General features: G+C 59.1%; 11 protein-coding genes. 3 read left to right on the forward strand and 8 right to left on the reverse strand.

What is annotated here, in order from left to right:
- The first annotated feature begins 128 nt into the window (after positions 1 to 128).
- The 3 genes from ACU6HM_RS06945 to ACU6HM_RS06955 all read left to right on the forward strand — a co-directional run bounded on the left by ACU6HM_RS06945 (position 129) and on the right by ACU6HM_RS06955 (position 5,144).
- Positions 129 to 1,745 (forward strand): EAL domain-containing response regulator, encoded by a 1,617-nt coding sequence (locus ACU6HM_RS06945; protein ID WP_250756597.1) that lies wholly within the window; start codon positions 129 to 131, stop codon positions 1,743 to 1,745.
- Between the two features lie 179 nt (positions 1,746 to 1,924).
- Positions 1,925 to 3,457 carry a methyl-accepting chemotaxis protein gene (locus tag ACU6HM_RS06950; protein ID WP_164837976.1) on the forward strand — a complete coding sequence of 511 codons (1,533 nt, stop codon included), beginning with the start codon at positions 1,925 to 1,927 and terminating at the stop codon, positions 3,455 to 3,457.
- Positions 3,458 to 3,566: 109 nt separating this feature from the next.
- The gene (locus ACU6HM_RS06955) at positions 3,567 to 5,144 is read left to right on the forward strand and encodes an alpha/beta hydrolase-fold protein (RefSeq protein WP_446763574.1); all 1,578 of its coding nucleotides are present in this window, start codon (positions 3,567 to 3,569) and stop codon (positions 5,142 to 5,144) included.
- A gap of 688 nt (positions 5,145 to 5,832) precedes the next feature.
- On the opposite strand, the gene ACU6HM_RS06960 is transcribed toward ACU6HM_RS06955, so the two are convergent.
- From ACU6HM_RS06960 to ACU6HM_RS06995, 8 genes are all read right to left on the reverse strand, one after another.
- Positions 5,833 to 6,615 (reverse strand): 2,3-dihydro-2,3-dihydroxybenzoate dehydrogenase, encoded by a 783-nt coding sequence (locus tag ACU6HM_RS06960; protein ID WP_250756598.1) that lies wholly within the window; start codon positions 6,613 to 6,615, stop codon positions 5,833 to 5,835.
- 13 nt (positions 6,616 to 6,628) lie between these two features.
- On the reverse strand, positions 6,629 to 7,267 hold the full coding sequence (locus ACU6HM_RS06965; protein WP_009458555.1) for an isochorismatase family protein: 639 nt from the start codon (positions 7,265 to 7,267) through the stop codon (positions 6,629 to 6,631).
- Between the two features lie 14 nt (positions 7,268 to 7,281).
- On the reverse strand, positions 7,282 to 8,487 hold the full coding sequence (locus tag ACU6HM_RS06970) for an isochorismate synthase (RefSeq protein ID WP_446763575.1): 1,206 nt from the start codon (positions 8,485 to 8,487) through the stop codon (positions 7,282 to 7,284).
- A 68-nt stretch (positions 8,488 to 8,555) separates the two neighbouring features.
- Positions 8,556 to 9,953 (reverse strand): YncE family protein, encoded by a 1,398-nt coding sequence (locus tag ACU6HM_RS06975; protein ID WP_446763576.1) that lies wholly within the window; start codon positions 9,951 to 9,953, stop codon positions 8,556 to 8,558.
- 97 nt (positions 9,954 to 10,050) lie between these two features.
- Positions 10,051 to 11,301 (reverse strand): enterobactin transporter EntS, encoded by a 1,251-nt coding sequence (gene entS / locus ACU6HM_RS06980; protein ID WP_125303948.1) that lies wholly within the window; start codon positions 11,299 to 11,301, stop codon positions 10,051 to 10,053.
- Between the two features lie 3 nt (positions 11,302 to 11,304).
- Positions 11,305 to 15,228, reverse strand: coding sequence for an amino acid adenylation domain-containing protein (locus ACU6HM_RS06985; RefSeq protein ID WP_446763577.1), 3,924 nt, complete (start codon positions 15,226 to 15,228; stop codon positions 11,305 to 11,307).
- A gap of 21 nt (positions 15,229 to 15,249) precedes the next feature.
- A complete protein-coding gene (locus tag ACU6HM_RS06990) occupies positions 15,250 to 15,495 on the reverse strand; it encodes a phosphopantetheine-binding protein (RefSeq protein ID WP_003804459.1) in 246 nt (81 codons plus the stop codon).
- A gap of 2 nt (positions 15,496 to 15,497) precedes the next feature.
- A complete protein-coding gene (locus tag ACU6HM_RS06995; protein ID WP_446763578.1) occupies positions 15,498 to 17,138 on the reverse strand; it encodes a (2,3-dihydroxybenzoyl)adenylate synthase in 1,641 nt (546 codons plus the stop codon).
- Positions 17,139 to 17,173 lie beyond the last annotated feature (35 nt).

Below are 17,173 nucleotides of genomic sequence, written 5' to 3' on the forward strand. Positions count from 1 at the left end.
ACATTTGACCATTCTTTACTTTGTGCTCCGTATTCTAGAAGTGATAATTCTAACTATTGATAAAAATAGTATTGTCGGCCCTCGCCGGGACCGTCGTGGGACTGACAATAATTAAATAGTAGGCGCTTATGGAACATGCACACTGCGTGTTGATTGTTTTGGAAGAAGGCGAAGGCTTGCACTACTGGCTGGAGCAACTGCGGGTTTTCGGTACCAAGACAAGCGTTGTCAGATCCCTGGAGAAGGTAGCCGAGGCGCGTCTGAGCCAGGCCGATCTGTTGCTGTTTCCTGTTGAGACGGGCTACGTGCCTTTGATGGTGGCCAAATTGCGCAATGACTTTGGCTCGCTGGGTATTGTGGCCGTTCAGTCCGGCCTGTCTGCCAGTGCTCGTGTGCAGTTGCTGCTGACGGGTGCTGATGCGTGTCTGGCTATGGATGTGCAAGTTCCCGAGCTGATGGCCTGGTGCCATGCCGTGCGCCGCCGTAATGTGTATGCCGCCGTGGGTGCCGCCCAGGCGATGGAAGAGGTTCAGGATCAGAGTGGCCAGCAGGAATGGATCTTGCGCGATAAAGGCTGGACTCTGGTGGCTCCCAATGGGGTGGGACTGGAACTGACGCATAGCGAACGTCAATTAATGGACGCATTCATCCGCCATGCGGATGCCCGTTTCAGCCGTGAAGACCTGATGCGCGACAAAGGCCTGGCTGCCAGTGACAGCCGTGCAGTGGATTCCCTGATCAGCCGTTTGCGCCGCAAGGCCACTCAGGCAGGGGTGGCCTTGCCGATCAAGTCGGTGCACGGCTGGGGCTACACCTTTACGGGCAAGTTGATCGCCCAGCAAGAGCCGCAAGATACTGAAATTATGGAGTTTTACGCCCAGCGCGACGAGCAGGAAGCGTCCCAGCCCACGCCGCTGGAACTCTTGCGTGCGCTGGAAACTCTGGATGTGCTTGATCCGCAGGCCAGCGAAGCGCTGTCTTTCTCTTATCAGTTGCGGGTGGCGACCAGTACGGGCCAATACAGTGGTGTGGACGCCCAGGTGTTCTGGACCTCGCCCACAGGCTTGCGTCTGTCATCGGATCTGGTGCTGCGCCATATGCCTGACGCCATTCACCGTCAGGCTTTGTGCGAATGGATGCTGCGTACTCTGATGGCTGACGTGCGTCGCTGGTGGCAGGAGTATTCGCTGCGTGCCAGCCATATTGGTCTGAAGTTGCCCATCGATATGCTGCTGCCCCTCTATAAGCGCATGCCCAGCATGTTGAGTCAGTTCGAGCTGCAACCTTGCTGTGTAGAGCTGGACTTGTTCAGCGACGAGGAATTGGAAGAAACACCAGAACTGATCCAGGCTTTGCAGTTTCTGAAAGAACAGGACATTCAGGTCTGGCTGACCAGCCCCGATATTGAGAACAGCAAGCTCAACCGTTTGCGTGGCTGGCCAATCAGCGGCGTCAAACTGGAAGCCGAGGTTATTCAGCGCGCCTGCCGTGAACCGACGTTCAAGGCATTGCTGGAAACCGCGTGCCATTTACTGAGCGAGCAGGGCTTTGAGCTGGTTATCAAAGGCGTCGATAACCTGGAACAGCGCGATCTTGCCTTGAATCTGGAGCTGGGTCATTACCAGGGGCGTCTGACCTCGGAATTGATGTCTGAAGATGGCTTCTTGCTGACTCTGGCCAGCAGCGAACCTTCTTTTGGTCAAGGCCATGAAGCTTCCCGACGCTTGAGCGGTAGTGTTTTATAAGCCGCCTTAGCATCCAATTATCTCGATATGTAACTTTAATTAAGTATTTCAAGCCCGAGGCCGTTACCCAGCTTGTTCGATGGGGCCTCCATGCAGGCCGACCGTGGTGACACGGTCGGTTTTTGCGTACCTGGGACCTGTCTTTTCAGCGTTGCTCGGGGAATATGATGCGTTTGGGCTTGAAACAGAAGTTGTGGTTGCCATTGATCTTGTGCTTGATGGCGTTGGTGGCGGTTTTTGCGTTTGTGAACTATCAGCTCTATCAGGCACAGATGGAGGAGCGAAAAAGTAGTTTGCAGCACATCGTCAATATTGCAGTAAACATTACGCAGGACTATCAGCAACTGGTCAGCAAAGGCGTTCTCAGCAAGGAAGAGGCGCAAAAGCAGGCGCTGCAACGCATCGCTAGTATCCGTTTTGGGCAGGAAGGTTATGTGTCGGTGTTATCGACCGATGTGGTGTCCATCATGAATCCCAGCCGACCGGAGCTGGACGGCCAGAACGTCAGTGCCGTGGTCGACAGCAACGGCGTGCACCCTTTTGCCGAGATGAGCCGCATCGGCCGCAATGGTGGCGAAGGTTTTCTGGAGTATCACTGGCCCAAGCTTAGCGACAAGAGCAATGCCCCCAAACTGGCCTTTGGCAAAGGGGTGACGCAGTGGGATTGGGTGCTGATCTCGGGCGTGTATATCGACAATATTCAGGCGCGCTTCCTGAGCAATCTGCTCAGCTCGTCACTCGTGTTCGTTCTGATCGTGCTGCTGGTATCAGCGGTTACTGTGTTTCTGGCGCGCCAGATCTTTGCCGAGCTGGGGGCTGAACCTAAGGTGCTGCATGATGCTGCTCAAGCGATTGCTGATGGGGATTTGCGGGTTGCTCATTCCCTACGCTCTATTCCAGACAATAGCGTGATGGCCTCCATCGAGCAGATGCGCCTGAAGTTGAACGAGGTGATGCGCACGCTGCAACACAGCAGTGGAGTGATTGCGGACGATACCTCTCAACTGTCTGTGGGCAATCTGGAGCTGTCCAGTCGCACGACTCAGCAGGCGGCGGCCTTGCAGGAAACAGCATCGGCCATGGAAGAGATGACGGGCACCGTTCGCATGAGCGAAGAAAACGCCATGCGTGCCGAGGAAGTCTCCAGCCAGGTGCAGAAAACTGCCCAGCATGGTGGTCAGATGGTCAGTGAACTGGTGGACCGCATGGGCGCGATTCGCGATACCAGTGGCAAGGTGGCGGACATTACCACGGTGATTAACTCGATTGCCTTTCAGACCAATATTCTGGCCTTGAACGCGGCTGTGGAAGCGGCGCGAGCCGGTGAGCAAGGTCGAGGCTTTGCGGTGGTGGCCGGTGAGGTACGTGCTCTGGCGCAGCGCACGACGGCGTCAGCCCAGGAGATTGCTCAATTGGTGGAAGCGTCCTCCAATAGCACCCGCGAAGGCGTGCAGTTGATGGGGCAGGTCGGTGAGGTCATTGAGGAGATGGTCACCGGCAGCTCGCAAGTGATGACGATTGTTCACGAGATTGCGGCTTCTACTCGCGAGCAAACCATTGGTATCGAGCAAATCAACGTGGCGGTGGGGCAGTTGGATTCGGCCACTCAGCAAAACGCGGAGATGGTGAACCAGGTGGCGCACACCTCCAGCGAGTTGCAGGAGCAGGTGCAAGAGCTGGATCGTTTGATTCAGGCTTTCCGTCTAGAGTGATGAATGGCGCCGCCTCGAGCCAGCCGAGGGGTGCGCTGATTATTTTTGATCGTATACTGCTTCTTGGTACTGGGCTTGTCCTGCGGCAAACCGGCATTTAGGAGGATGTATGTTGCGCGCACCTGTTGTTGCTGTATTGATGGTGGGAATGGCTGGGTCGGCTTGGGCGGCTACGCTGCCTTCGGCTCAAGGTGAGGTTCAGGCGCACGAACATCATGAACGAATACTGAGCTTGCAGCAAAATGAGCTGGTGCAAGGCAGTTGGCAGCACAGTGGTGATGTGGCGCTGGAATTGTTCGGCCCGGATGGCAAGGCGATTCGTCATTGGGCAGATGCCCCGGAACGGGGTGGCCCTTTTGGCTTTATTGCCAGCACGGCGGGCGAATATCGTTTGCGTGTGCAGGGGCAGGGCGAGTATCAGTGGCAGGTTGAATCGGTTACGGCTCCCCAAGCGCCGGCTCAGGCCGAGCCTTTGCAAGGCGATGTGATCCGTCAGTGGAGCATGCGCTTGCGCGCGGGCGAGCCGTCTCGCGGTTTCTGGGACTATGTGCAGCGTGTAGGTTCGCCTTTGGTGGAGCGCTACAGCACTACGCATGATCGCGTCACGTTTGTCTGGCGCGGTGCCCAGAACGAGGTGCGTCTGCATGGCGGGCCTTTCTCGTATAGCGATCGCATGCATCGTTTGGGTGAGTCGGATATCTGGTACATCACCTACGATTTGCCGCGTGATGCCCGCTTTGCCTATCGCATGGCGCCGGATGTGCCTTATGTGGGCCAGAACCTGGCGCGCGAAGTGCTGCGGGCGGCGTTGCAGCGCGATCCTCATAATGCCAAGGCTTTGCCGGAAAACAGCAAGGATCTGTTTGATGGTGAGTCGGTCTTGCGTTTGACGCAGGCACCTGCCGAAGTGGTGAGCCTGGAGCCGCAGCAGTTGGGGCAGGGGCAATGGCGTACGGAGCGCTTGCCCAGCGAGGCTTTGGGTGTGGAACGGCAGGTGCAGATTTATCAGCCTGCGGGCACTCGGGCTCAGGAAATTGATCACACCTTGATTTTGTTCGATGGTCGGGACTATCGGGATTTGGCGCGTGCGCCGGCCATGCTGGATACCTTGATTGCGCAGGGGCGCGTGGAGCCTATGTGGCTGGTCCTGGTGGACAATCCGGGCATGGCGGAACGGGCGCGGGAGTTGCCGCCCAATGAGGCTTATATCAAGTTTCTGGATAAGGAATTGATGCCTTGGCTCAAGGCCCAGGGGGTGCAGTCGACAGCGGACAAGACGGCGATTGGCGGCTCCAGCTATGGTGGTTTGGCAGCCATGAATGCCGCTTGGCGTTTGCCGCAACTGTTTGGCAATGTTCTGAGCATGTCGGGGTCGTTCTGGTGGGCTCCGCCGGGTGATACTCGTGGGCAGTGGCTGACGCGGCAGATGGCGGACTCAGAAGCTGTGCCAGTGAAGATTTATATGAGTGCCGGGGTGTTTGAGTCTTCAGGTTCCAGCCGGGATGTCAGCCTGGTGCAGGCTAATCGTCATCTGGATGATGTGCTGCGGGCGCGGGGGTATGACATGCGTTACGTGGAGAGTGCGACGGCACATGATTTTGTGGCGTGGCGGGATGCTTTGGCCTTGGGTTTGGAGCATTTGTTCGGGATTGAGCAGGTTGAGGCTCCGGTCGAGAACAAGAAGTAGCTGGACTTAAGCTGTGAGGGACGGGCTATAGGCGGGCTCAGGAGGCTGGACCGGGGGGCTGTTCGGGTCGGGGCAGGCTCCGGCGGGGCTGAGCGCTTGCTGGTGCTGCGCACCAGTTCCCTTGTCCTGAGATTGCTACGGGCGGGGCCTGAACTCGCCAGGTACTTGGTCCCCCGGACCAAGTACAAGCGCCTGGCTCAAACAGCAGGCCCCTTGCATCCCTACGCAATCTCAGGCCCGCGGCAAGCACTCTGATCCGCCCCGCCTGAGCCTGCCCCGACCCGAACAGCATGGTGGCAGTGCTCTTGAGTGGGCCTGCTTTCAACGGTTGTTGGCGGGGGCGGTTGGCACGCTGGAGCTGCTCGATCTAGTTCACAGACTCGACGGAATTAAGAGGTAGCTGATAGGAGGCTACCTGCACTGAGCAGGTCTAATCTGATGCTGACCTGACCTGACCTGACCTGACCTGACCTGACCTGATTCGATCCGATTTGACCTGACTGAGTCTGTCTTCATTGAGCCGCATTTACGATGTTTCGGTTCGTTCGTATTCTTCCTTGACTTGGCAATAGGTGGTCAGTCCTTATCGGCACTGTCACTAGTAGGGATGTTCGTATGCTTTTGTCCGGCCTCGTTCCGATGGGCAATAAAAAGGGCGGAGATTCCGCCCTTTTTTGCGTCTGGCTGTTTAGCCTTGGTCCAGTGTGGCACCGCCGTCCACGCGCAAGTCGGACAGGGTGATGTGGCTGGCGCGGTCCGAGAGCAGGAACAGGACGGCTTCGGCGATTTCTTCGGGGGTGGCGATTTTTTGCAGGGGGATGCCCAGACGGTAGTTTTCGCCGGAACCCGCGATGACGGTTTCGCGCGAGCTGCCTTGTGCCCACATGGCTTGTTGCATGGGGGTGTCGGTGGAGCCGGGGGAGATGATGTTCACCCGGATGCCGTGTGGGGCCAGTTCCAGGCCCAGGCAGCGGCTCAGTTGGGTGACGGCGGCTTTGGAGGCGGCGTAGGCTCCCATAGCGATGCGTGGTGTGGCGGCGGAGTTGGAGCTGACGTTGACGATCGCGCCTTGCTTGCGCTCGATCATGCCTTTGGCCACGTTGCGGCAGACGTTGAAGACGCCGGTGGTGTTGATGGCAAAGGTGCGATCCCATTGTTCGTTGCTCAGCTCGGTGATGCGGCCCATTTGCAGGACGCCCGCGACACAGGCTAAACGATGAATGGGCCCCAGTTTTTCCTGCCCTTGGGCCAGCGCTGCATCGACGGCATCGGCTTGGCTGATGTCGACCAGGTGGCAGGAAACCCGATCACTGTATTCGGATTGACTCAGTTGGGTCAGTCCTTCTACGTCCAGGTCCAGGGCGATGACGCTGGCGCCTCGTTCCAGCAGTAGTTGGGTGACGGCAGCGCCAATGCCACGGGCCGCGCCCGTGACGGCTATGCATTCACCTGCAAATTCTTGTGGGCTCATGTGTGCTTCCTGTTTAGCTTTGCAGGCTGTCCTGGATTTCGGCGCAGGTCAGGCTGACGCCGCAGCGTTGCGAGACGTGGCGGATCGCCATGTGGTGTTCTTCCAGCGAGAAGTCGGCAACGCCGTCGATAGCCAGGAAGGGCTGCACGTCTTGCATGAAGGCTTCCAGGGCGGTGGTCATGCAGCCGATGTGGGCGTAAACGCCGGTGATGATCAGCTGATCGCGGCCCAGATTGCGCAGTTGCTCACGCAGGTCGGAGCGCTGGAAGGCGCTGTAGCGCCACTTGGTCAGCATGATGTCGTTTTCGGCCGGTGTCAGCTCGGGAACCACGGCTTGTTGCTCATGAAATTCGCTGGCGGTCAGGCCGGGGCCCCAGAAGTCGTTTAGCAAGGCGCGGTCTTTCTCGGGTTGCTCGGTAGGCTGGGCGGTGTAGAACACGGGTATTCCCAGCTTGTGGCAAACCTCGCGCAGGGCGGCAATGCGTTCGATCAACATGGGGATAGGAGCCTGGCTCATATCGTATTTCTGCAGAAAGTAGGTCTGCATATCGTGAATGAGCAGGGCGGCACGATTGGGCTGTGGGCGCCAATTGACGCGGTTGGCTACGGGGGTTTGAGGCAGTTCGTAGCTGGGCAAGGCGTGAATGGTCATGAATCGTGTCTCCTTTAGAGGGTTATGTTCTGGGCCAGACCCAATGAGTTAATCAGGGTCATGAGTTTATTGCCGGTTTCCTGGCGTTCCAGGGCAGGGACGGAGCCGTCCACAATGCCGGCGCCAGCCGATAAGGTCAGCTCTTGCTGGGTGTAATGGCCGCAACGAATGGCGACTGCCCATTCGCCGTTGCCTTCGTGGTCGTTCCAGCCTATGGCGCCTGCAAAGTAGCCGCGATCAAAGACTTCAGTGGCTTCGATGGCCTGCATGGCGGGCTGGGTGGGCAGGCCGCAAACGGCCGGCGTGGGGTGCATGGCCAGTGCCAGCTCCAAAGAGGTGACGGACGGGTCACGCAAACGGCCGCTGATACGGGTGGACAGGTGCCACAGGTTGGCGGTGCTGGTCAGGCTGGGGCCATCAGGCATGTCCAGGGAGTCGCAGAACTGGGACAGGATGCGCACCACGTCCTGGATCACGTAGGCGTGCTCGCGCAGGTCTTTGCTGGAATCCATCAAGCTGTCGGCGCTGGCCTGGTCGCGCTGTGGGTCGGCAAAGCGAGGGGCGGTGCCTGCCAGCGGGTTGACGGTAACCAGATCGCCCTGGCGACGCACCAGCAACTCGGGGCTGGCCCCAAAAAACAGATCCGGGTCTTGAGCCTTGCCGCCCGGCAAGGGCAGGGCGTAGGTGTAGCCGGCAGGATTGCTGTGGAGCATATTGCTCAACACAGTCCGACGGTCCAGGGCTTCGTTCAAAGTGATGGTGACAGTGCGGGCCATCACGGTTTTGGAAATGTTCTGTTCGCGCATCGTGGCCAGGATGCGGCTGACGCTGTCTTCGTAGCCTTCGCCATCAGGCAGCAGGCTTTGGCTGGCAATGCTGTTGCTGGATTTGGCCAACGGCGGGCGTTGTACCGGGCGCAGCAGGACGGGATCGCGCTGATATTCTTTGGGAACGCGCAGGTAAGCCTGGCGAGTCGGGTTAAAGGGGATCACTCCCATCAACAGGGGGGCATCCAGACCTTGCTGAGCGGCTTGCGCCAGCAAGGTTTGGGCATCAGAGAGCAGTTGCCCTTGGGCATTGTTGGTATGCCGCTCCAGTGCCGTGCCGTGTGCCATCAAACTGACGGTGGGAGAGGCAAATACGCTGCTGTCGGCCTGGTAATGACCTAACCATTCTTCAATGGTGGCATGGCGGACTTGGTCGGCTATACGGCTATTCATAGGAGTCCTTTTTGGGGCAAGGGTTTTGCCTTGGCGCCCCTTTTCATGGAAGGGGCGCATCGGGCGGTTTACTTCAGATGCAGGCGTGTGATGCGGTCAGCCGTCTGGTCATCCTTACCTTTGGATTTGTTGACCAGATAGGCATTGCCTTCGCCATCCAGGGAGACGTGGTTGGGGAAGCTGCCACCGTCCAGGTTGGCAACGATTTCACCCTTACCATTCACGGCCGTCACGGTGCCCGCACCGCGGGAGGCCACGTAAGCCAGGGATGTCTTGGGATCGAACACCACGTTCAGGGCACCGGCACCGATCTTGATGTCGTGCTGAACGGCACCGTCTTTGGCATTGATGATCAGCAGGTTGTCGCTGCCCTGGGCGGTGATGTAGACCTGATCATTCTTGCTGTCTACCGACACGCCAGCCAGACCACGTGCGCCAGGTACGGGGAACACGGTTTGGGCATTGTCGTTTTTCAGGTCAACAATGATCAGCTCGTTGGTGCTGGCGCTGACGGTGTACAGACGGTCTTTTTCAGCGTCCAGAATCAGGCTCATGCTGCCGGGCTTGTTGCGGGTCTTCGATTGCAGCTCGATCGGGTCCAGCTGAGTCAGCTTCTTGGTGTCGAATACAGCGATGGTGTTGGCGCCGGGCGAGGACACGTAGGCACGGTCTGTTTTCTCGTCTACAACCACGTCGCGTGGGTGGCTGACGACGCCGTCTTCAAACTGTTTGACCAGTTTCAGGTCTTTCTGGCTGTAGACAGCAATGGAGCTGCTGCGGGTGTTGGTGACCCAGACATTGCCTTGCTTGTCGTCCACGTCCACACCGTAAACGGCTTGAACCTGACCATCGTCACGGCCTTTTTGGGCGGCAGGTGTCACGCTGGCTTCAACCGCCAGGGTCTTGGGGTTCACTTTCACCAATTGCGACTGCTTGACGGGTGGGCGGCCCACGGCGGAAGTCACGAACAGCACTTTGTTCTTGGGGCTGTAGGCGCTTTGGTACAAGCCGGGCACCAGGTGCTGGGATTGCAGTTCGAATTTGTCCTGACCGCTCAGCTCAACTTTTGGGGACACCTTCAGATTGAAGATGTCGGCCGTCGAGGGCTTGCTGACTTGCATGACCACAGGGTGCACGCCCACAGCGGCGTCAGCGGGGATGGCGATCTTGGTGCTCAGATTGCCTTCTTTGTCGGCAACCAGGGCTTGAGGGGTCAGAGTGTGACCGTTTTGCAGCAGGATCACTTCCTGGCCGGGGGTGAAACCACGGCCTGCCAGTTGGGCTTCGGAGCCTGCATAGACCACGCCAGCAGCATTCAGGGAACCGCGAAAGTCAGCATCAGGCTGGTCAAAAGCGGGGGCTGCAAAGGCATTGGCCAGGGACAGGGACAGGACGGCTGCGCTCAGGCCGGCCTTGCGCAGCAGTGCGGCAGGGGTACGGCGAATGCAATTGACATTGATTAGCATCTTTTAATCCTAAATAAAGGTTCGGTCGACAAGACGGTCCATGTAGGAGATCTTTCTACAGGCGTGCAGCAGGCGTGGGTAGAACAAAAGCGAGATGTCAGGCATTGGGCGGGCCATCCTGTTTGCTGGCCGAACGCAGGCCTTGGTTGAACACGCCGAAACCGCAAGCGACAGCGGCACAGGCCAAACCACCCACGGCCACGGCGACTGCCGGGCCCAGCAGACGGGACAGATAACCCATTTGCATATTGCCCAGGGCCTGGCCCAGGGAATATTGCGTCATCCACAGGCTGGAGACACGGCCCAACAGGTAATCGGGGGTGTGGTGCTGAACCAGCGCCATACGCATGATTTTGGAGATGGTGTCGGCAGCACCCATGATGGCCAGGCAGATCAGCGCCCACCACAGCGTGGTTTGCAGGGACAGGGCCGCAACCGCCAGGCCCCAGATCAGCACGGCAATCACAATGGCAGCACCTGGGCGGGATACCTGACGGCACCAGCCACTGGACAGGGCGGCCAGCGTGGCACCCACAGCCGGAGCGGCATACAGATAGCCGGTGGCGGTGGCGCCCATTTTCAGAATGGTGTCGCCCCACTCGGGCATCAGGGCCAAAGGCGTGGCCAGAATCAGGGCAGCCAGATCAATCAGCAACAGGGCGCGCAGCAAGGGGTGGCTGGCCACAAAACCAAGGCCATCACGCAGGGATTGGAAGGCGTTTTTCTGAGGCTGCTTGCCCGCTTGCGGAGGCAATGGCGGCAGAGCACGCAAGAGCAAAGGGGTGACGATGACACCGCACAGGACAATCACGTAGCAGAAAATCAGGCCGGGACCGGAGATCAACACGCCAGCCAGTGCGGGGCCGATAATACCGCCCAACTGCATGGCCAGACCGGACAGGGCGGCCGCAGCGGCCAGCTTGTCTCGACCGACCAGTGCCGGGGTAGCGGACATCATGGCCGGGACGCTGATCCCGCCTGCCGCACCACCAATGGCAGCAGCCACATAGATCAACCAGACCTGCGGGTTGGGCAAGAGCGTATTGAGCAGGAACAGCACCACGCTGATGATGTAGACACTGCGTGACCACACCATCAGGCTGCGCCTGTCCATGCGGTCCGACAAGACACCGCCGGCGATCAGTGCCAGCACCATGGGGGTGGCCATGGACACGTTCAGAAAGGCAACGGCCACACTGGATTTGGTCAGCTCATAAAGCTGCACGCTGGCAGCCACCATCAACATGCCGGTGACCAGCACCGTGGCGGCCCGAGCGAAGTAGGCAAAGCGGAATGCTCGACTTTCGATTAGTGGCGAGATATCCAGAAAGAAACGTCTTACAGACATGGCTTATACATCGAGTTCAGGTTGGGCTTGTGCCTGTTCGGCAAAAGCCATGGCCGAGTCCATCAGCGGGGCCATGATGGCCACGGCTTCAGTACCGGTCAAATGCGCGTGCAAGGAGGCAATGTCGTGCACATCCAACTGCCCTGTGTAGGGCTTCCACAAATCGGGATGCAATTGTGTGCCGGCGTGATCCAGCGCTGCGCGGAAATAAAGCATGGGGCCGTCATAGACGTGATGCTCGTACAGGCGCACCAGGCGGTTATTGTTTTCCACTACCTGAAATACGCTGTCCAGACGCGTGTCGGGCAACTCGGCCAGCGGGTGACCGCTGCGCTTGAGGAAGTCCACCACACCCTGACGGGTCAGGGAAACGTCGGGCAAGCTGTCTGGGTCGTGGCCCGCAATATGCAGCAGCGCCTTGTAGATGGCATTGGGCTCGGGGGCCGGTTCGTTACGCCACGCGTCGCTGGGATAGGCGTCCAGCAAGGACAACATGCCTACCAGTTGACCGCGACGACGCAGCTCCACGGCCATGGCCTGAGCAATAATGCCGCCCACGGACCAACCTGCCAGATGGTAGGGGCCTTGTGCTTGAACTTGCTCGATACGATCCACATACACCTTGGCCATGGCATCCAGGCTGCCATCCAGACCTAGCGAGGCGTCAGACAGCACACTGGCTTGCAAGCCATAAACAGCGCGGCCGGCAGGCAGGTGACGTGCCAGTGCCGCATAGCACCAGGACAAACCACCGGCCGGGTGAACCACAAACAGCGCGGGCTGATCGTTCGGCCCCGGACGCAAGGTGATGACGGCACCAAAACCATCGGCTGCCGCGCTGCCAGACTGATCCAGATGTTTGGCCAGACGGGCAATAGTGGGGTATTCAAAAATAGTGCCAATTGATACGGCCTGACCGCGTGCTTCACGCAGTATCAAGGCCAGTTTGGCAGCCAGCAGCGAGTGTCCGCCCAAGGCGAAGAAGTCGTCGTCGGCGTAAAGCGTTTCGCTGCTTTCCAGTACGGTGGCGAAAGCAGCGGCAATTTGGTGCTGAGTGGCACCGTCCAGCGGCAAGCCTGCCGAGCGGGCCTGCAAGGCAGGAACGGGCAGCGCCTTGCGGTCCAGCTTGCCGTTGGCTGTCACCGGCAGGGCATCCAGGCTGATCCAGGCGCTGGGCACCATGTAGGACGGCAAGTGCTCGCCTACATAAGCGGCCAGCGTGTTGTCCGTGCACTGGCTGCCTGCTTGCGGTACCCAGTAAGCCACAATCGCCATTTGACCGGGTATGTCTTCACGGGCAATCACGGTTACGTGGGCCACATCGGGATGACGCGCCAGCAAGGCTTCAATTTCACCCAGCTCGATACGTTGACCGCGCAGTTTGATCTGGTGATCGGAGCGGCCCAGGAAAATAACCGCGCCATCTTCACGCCAGCGGGCCACATCGCCGGTGGCGTACATGCGGTCGCCATGCAGGGCGTAAGGGTCGGGCACAAAGCGTTCTTCAGTCAGGTCCGGGCGGCCCCAGTAGCCTTGTGCCAACTGTCGGCCAGCCAGGTAAAGATGACCGGCCACGCCGGGCGGTACAGGTTGTAACTGCTCGTCCAGAATGTACAGGGCGGTGTTCCATACGGGGAAACCGATGGGCACAGGCTGGGATTGGTCATCCCGCGACGCAGGCCAGTAGGACACGTCCACGGCGGCTTCGGTTGGGCCGTACAGATTGTGCAGTTCAGCATTCAGCAGGGAATGGAAGCGGTCGCGGGTAGCGGCCGACAGTTCTTCACCACTGCAAAACACCAGGCGCGGAGCCAGTCCACGAGCGGCAGGCTCATCCAGGAAGGCGCTGAGCATGGAGGGCACAAAGTGCAGCACTGTGATGCTTTGTTCGCGCATCAGGCGGGCAATATGAGCCGGATCGCGGTGCGCTTGTGGTGGGGCGACGACCAAGGTTGCACCTGACAGGAAGGGCAGGAAGAACTCCCACACCGACACGTCAAACGTGGCCGGGGTTTTCTGCAAAATTCGATCACCGGCACCAATGCTGTAGTGCGTTTGCATCCATACCAGACGATTGACGATGGCGTCGTGGTTAACCAGCACGCCTTTGGGTGTGCCGGTAGAGCCGGAGGTGTAGATCAGGTAGGAAGGATCGTGCGGACCGGCGGTGGCCCAGTCTGGCGCAGTGCAGGTTTGTTCAGGCTGCGGGACCAGCAAAGAGGCATTGAGCGTGCAACCGGGCTGGCCGACCAGCAGTCGCGGTTGAGCGGCCTGCAAGATGGTGTTCAGGCGATCGGCAGGCTGGTCCAGATCCAGCGGCAAGTAGGCAGCACCAGCACGGTGAATAGCCAGCAAGGACAGCACCAGCTCCAGCGAACGAGGCAGGGCCACGGCGACAATATCGCCGGTCTGCACACCGGCCAGACGCAGTTGCGCGGCCAGATTGGCGGTTTGTTCGTTGATCTGGGCGTAGCTGAGCTTCTTGCCCTCAAATTCCAGGCCACTTTGTTCCGGGTGAGCCTGCAACTGGGCGTGGATCAGTGCCCATAGCGTTGTTTCAGGGACCGGGTGAGCAGTCTGGTTGACGGTCTCAATCCAGTGGTGGTGTTCGGCATCCGTCAAGGTCGGCACGGCAGACAGGGTTTCAGCCTGCAAAGCGCGCAGCAGGAACTGCTCCAGACGGACCAGATGGGTTTGAATCTGTGCGTCGGTGTACAGACGCGGGTTGGCTTCCACTTCCAGACGCAAGCCACTGGCATCGGGTTGGGCGCGGAAGGTGAAGTTCAAGTCTTCCACGGGGCCAGCGCACAGCACGGTCTGGCTGGCGGTCAGGCCCGCTTGTTCGTAGGGCGCATCGAACGGCAGCACGTTGATGATGGGGCCGTGCAGGCGGCGCATGCCACCCAGCAAACCCAGATCACGGCGCAGTTGTTCACTACGGTAGCGGCCATGACGACGTGCCTGACGCAGAGCCTTGGAAACTTGGATCAGGTACTGATTCAAGGGCTGGGATTCGTCGATCTGCAAACGCAGCGGTGCCACGTTCATGACGGTGGAGACGATACGGGCACTGATATGGCCCAGACGGCCCATCCAGGGCACGCCCACCGTGCATTCGTCCTGGCGGGTGTGACGGCGCACATAGGCGGCGGTCAGGCCCGTCAGGATGTCTGGCCAGCTGATGTCGCTGCTTTGTGCCAATGCTTGCAGGCTGGCTGTCAGTTCGGGCTTGACGGCGCTGCGTGCCAGCAGGAAATGATGATCGCTCAAAGCCTGGGATTCGCTCAGGCTTTGGGCGGGTTCTGCATCGCTTAATGTGTCCAGCCAGAACTGTCTGTCCTTGCTGCGGCGCTCGCTACTCCGATAGTTTTGATCGTCATCCTGTAAAAGGGTGAACGATTCCAGCGCATGCCCATGATCTTCACGGCCACTTAGCAGGGCCTTGTAGAGCTTGACCACTCGCGTCTCGATCAGTGCCATGCCATAGCCGTCAGCGGCCAGGTGATGGATACGCTGATACCAAAGATGGTGCTTGGGCCCCAGTACAAACAGGATGTGCCGTGCCAGTGGCGCAACGGTTGGGTCCAGCGGTGTGCGCAGGTCTGCCATCAGCTGGGCTTGGGCTTGTTCGGCCCCGTCTGCGTGGGCAGACAGGTCCACAATTTCCAGTTGAATGGGCTCTTGCGGGCGCAGATACTGGGCCGGGCCGTCGGGCGTGTCCACCATGCGCAAGGTCAAGGCATCGGCTTCGGTCAGCGTCAGATTGATGGCTTGCGCAAACAGCGCGGTGTCCAGCGCCGAATGGATATGCGTGCAGTGCCCGGTATTGAAAATCGGGTTGAGCGGGTCCAAACGCTGGGCGTACCACAGACCTTCTTGTGCTTCGGTCAGGGGGCGCAATGGCAGTTCGGAAGGGGAGCTAAACATAAGCGTGTTGCAGTAAGAAAATCAACGGCCGTTTTGTTGGGCGCGTTCGATCAGGGACCACCACTGGCCCAAGGTGACCACCGAGGCCATCTCGGAAAACTCGATAGGAGCGCCAGCTTCGCGCCAGCGGGTGGCCAGGGTCATGACGCGCATGGAGTCCAGACCCAGGTCGATCAGATTGTCATCATCCAGAATGTCCTGGGGGTCTTCATGCAACATGGCGGCAATATCTGCGCGCATGCGTTCCAGGGTAAGTGCAGTACTCATGATTATTCTTGCGTTGTGTTTTCGAGTTGTTCGCGCAGTTGGGCGCGCAATTCCTTGCGGCTGATCTTCAGGGCCGCAGTTTCCATGAAACGGTCCACAAACACGATTTGATCCGGCACTTTGAAGTCGGCCAAACCGCGGCTGCGTATCCATTTCTTCAGTTCAATCGCGCGGGGCTTGTCATCTTTGGGGATGATGAAAGCGCAGCTGCGCTCGCCCAGAAACTCGTCGGGCACCGATACCACGGCAGCATCAAAGACCTGCGGGTGAGCCAGCAGATGATCTTCAATTTCCTCGGCGGAGATTTTTTCGCCAGCGCGGTTGATGTGGTCAGTGGCACGACCCTGAACCATCAAGTAGCCTTCGGGCGTCATGCGTACCACGTCGCCTGTGCGATAGAAGCCGTCCTCGGTAAAGGAGCGGGCATTGGCCGCGGGGTTGTTGTGGTAGGCACGGATCGTGTAAGGACCCCGTGTCAGCAGATAGCCGGTTTCCCCAGGGGCGACCGGATTGCCGTTGTCGTCCACGATCAGGATTTCATCGTCCGGGCTGATGGGACGGCCCTGTGTGTTGATGATGGTGTCCTCGGGATCGTCCAGGCGGGTGTAGTTCACCAGACCTTCGGCCATGCCAAATACCTGCTGCAAGGTCACGCCCAGAGTAGGACGTACGCGCTTGGCCGCTTCGGCGTTCAACTTGGCTCCGCCCACCTGGATGACTTTCAATGAATCCAGCTTGGCACTGGTTTTGGTAGCTGCATCCATCCACAGCATCAGCAGGGGGGGAACCAGACTGGTGTCGGTTACGCCTTCGCGCTCGATCAGCTCAAAGCAAACGTCCGGGCTGGGGGCGGGGCTCAGCACCACTTTGGCTCCGGCGTACAGAGCACCCAGAAAACCGGGTGAACTCATGGGGAAGTTGTGGGCAATGGGCAAAGCGCCCAGAAACACACTGTTCTCGTCCAGTCCGGCAATCTTGGCGCTCTCGCGCAAGGTGTAGATGTAGTCGTCGTGCGTGCGGGGGATCAGCTTGGACAAGCCGGTGCTGCCCCCCGAGATTTGCAGGAACGCCACTTCGGAAGGCTGGGCCGCCGATACGGGTACGTCTACATTGGCAGCGCTGCTTTGCAACTGGGCCAGGGACGTAAATTCTTGTGCGTCGCCCACGATGTAAACCTGCTCGACCTGCGGGCAGCGTTCACGCAGTTCGCGTACCAAAGGCAGGTAGTCAAAACCGGCATGAGCGTCCACACCAATATAGGCGCGCGCTTGAGCAGTATTGGCAAAGTGTTCGACTTCGGTGATGCGGTGCGCAGGCAGGACGTACACGGGCAAAAGACCGGCACGGAACAGGCCAAAGATCACACTGACAAACTCAGGGATGTTGGGCAGGTGCACCAGGACGCGGTCGCCCTTGCGCAGACCGGCTTGCAGCAGGCCCGCCGCGATCTGACTGGCGTACTGGTCCAGCGCGCCATAGGTCCAGCGCTGGGTGCCGCCAACAATGGCTTCGCGTTCCGGGTGGTTTTGCGCGCGCGTGCGCAGCAAAGCGCCAAAAGTTTCCCCTTGCCAGTGTCCAGCATCGCGGTATCGCTGGGCAAAAGCGTCAGGCCAAATTTGTTCAACAGGAATAGATTTCATCATGGTAATGAGAACTATTACATAAATAAGCAGGCTTG

The sequence above is a fragment of the Alcaligenes sp. RM2 genome (assembly GCF_052931795.1).

Coding starts and splice junctions, on each gene's coding strand:
- ACU6HM_RS06955 (WP_446763574.1), top strand. CDS start 3,567: ATGTTGCGCGCACCTGTTGTTGCTGTATTGATGGTGGGAATGGCTGGG.
- ACU6HM_RS06960 (WP_250756598.1), bottom strand. CDS start 6,615: ATGAGCCCACAAGAATTTGCAGGTGAATGCATAGCCGTCACGGGCGCG.
- ACU6HM_RS06975 (WP_446763576.1), bottom strand. CDS start 9,953: ATGCTAATCAATGTCAATTGCATTCGCCGTACCCCTGCCGCACTGCTG.
- ACU6HM_RS06990 (WP_003804459.1), bottom strand. CDS start 15,495: ATGAGTACTGCACTTACCCTGGAACGCATGCGCGCAGATATTGCCGCC.
- entS (WP_125303948.1), bottom strand. CDS start 11,301: ATGTCTGTAAGACGTTTCTTTCTGGATATCTCGCCACTAATCGAAAGT.
- ACU6HM_RS06995 (WP_446763578.1), bottom strand. CDS start 17,138: ATGATGAAATCTATTCCTGTTGAACAAATTTGGCCTGACGCTTTTGCC.
- ACU6HM_RS06965 (WP_009458555.1), bottom strand. CDS start 7,267: ATGACCATTCACGCCTTGCCCAGCTACGAACTGCCTCAAACCCCCGTA.
- ACU6HM_RS06970 (WP_446763575.1), bottom strand. CDS start 8,487: ATGAATAGCCGTATAGCCGACCAAGTCCGCCATGCCACCATTGAAGAA.
- ACU6HM_RS06945 (WP_250756597.1), top strand. CDS start 129: ATGGAACATGCACACTGCGTGTTGATTGTTTTGGAAGAAGGCGAAGGC.
- ACU6HM_RS06985 (WP_446763577.1), bottom strand. CDS start 15,228: ATGTTTAGCTCCCCTTCCGAACTGCCATTGCGCCCCCTGACCGAAGCA.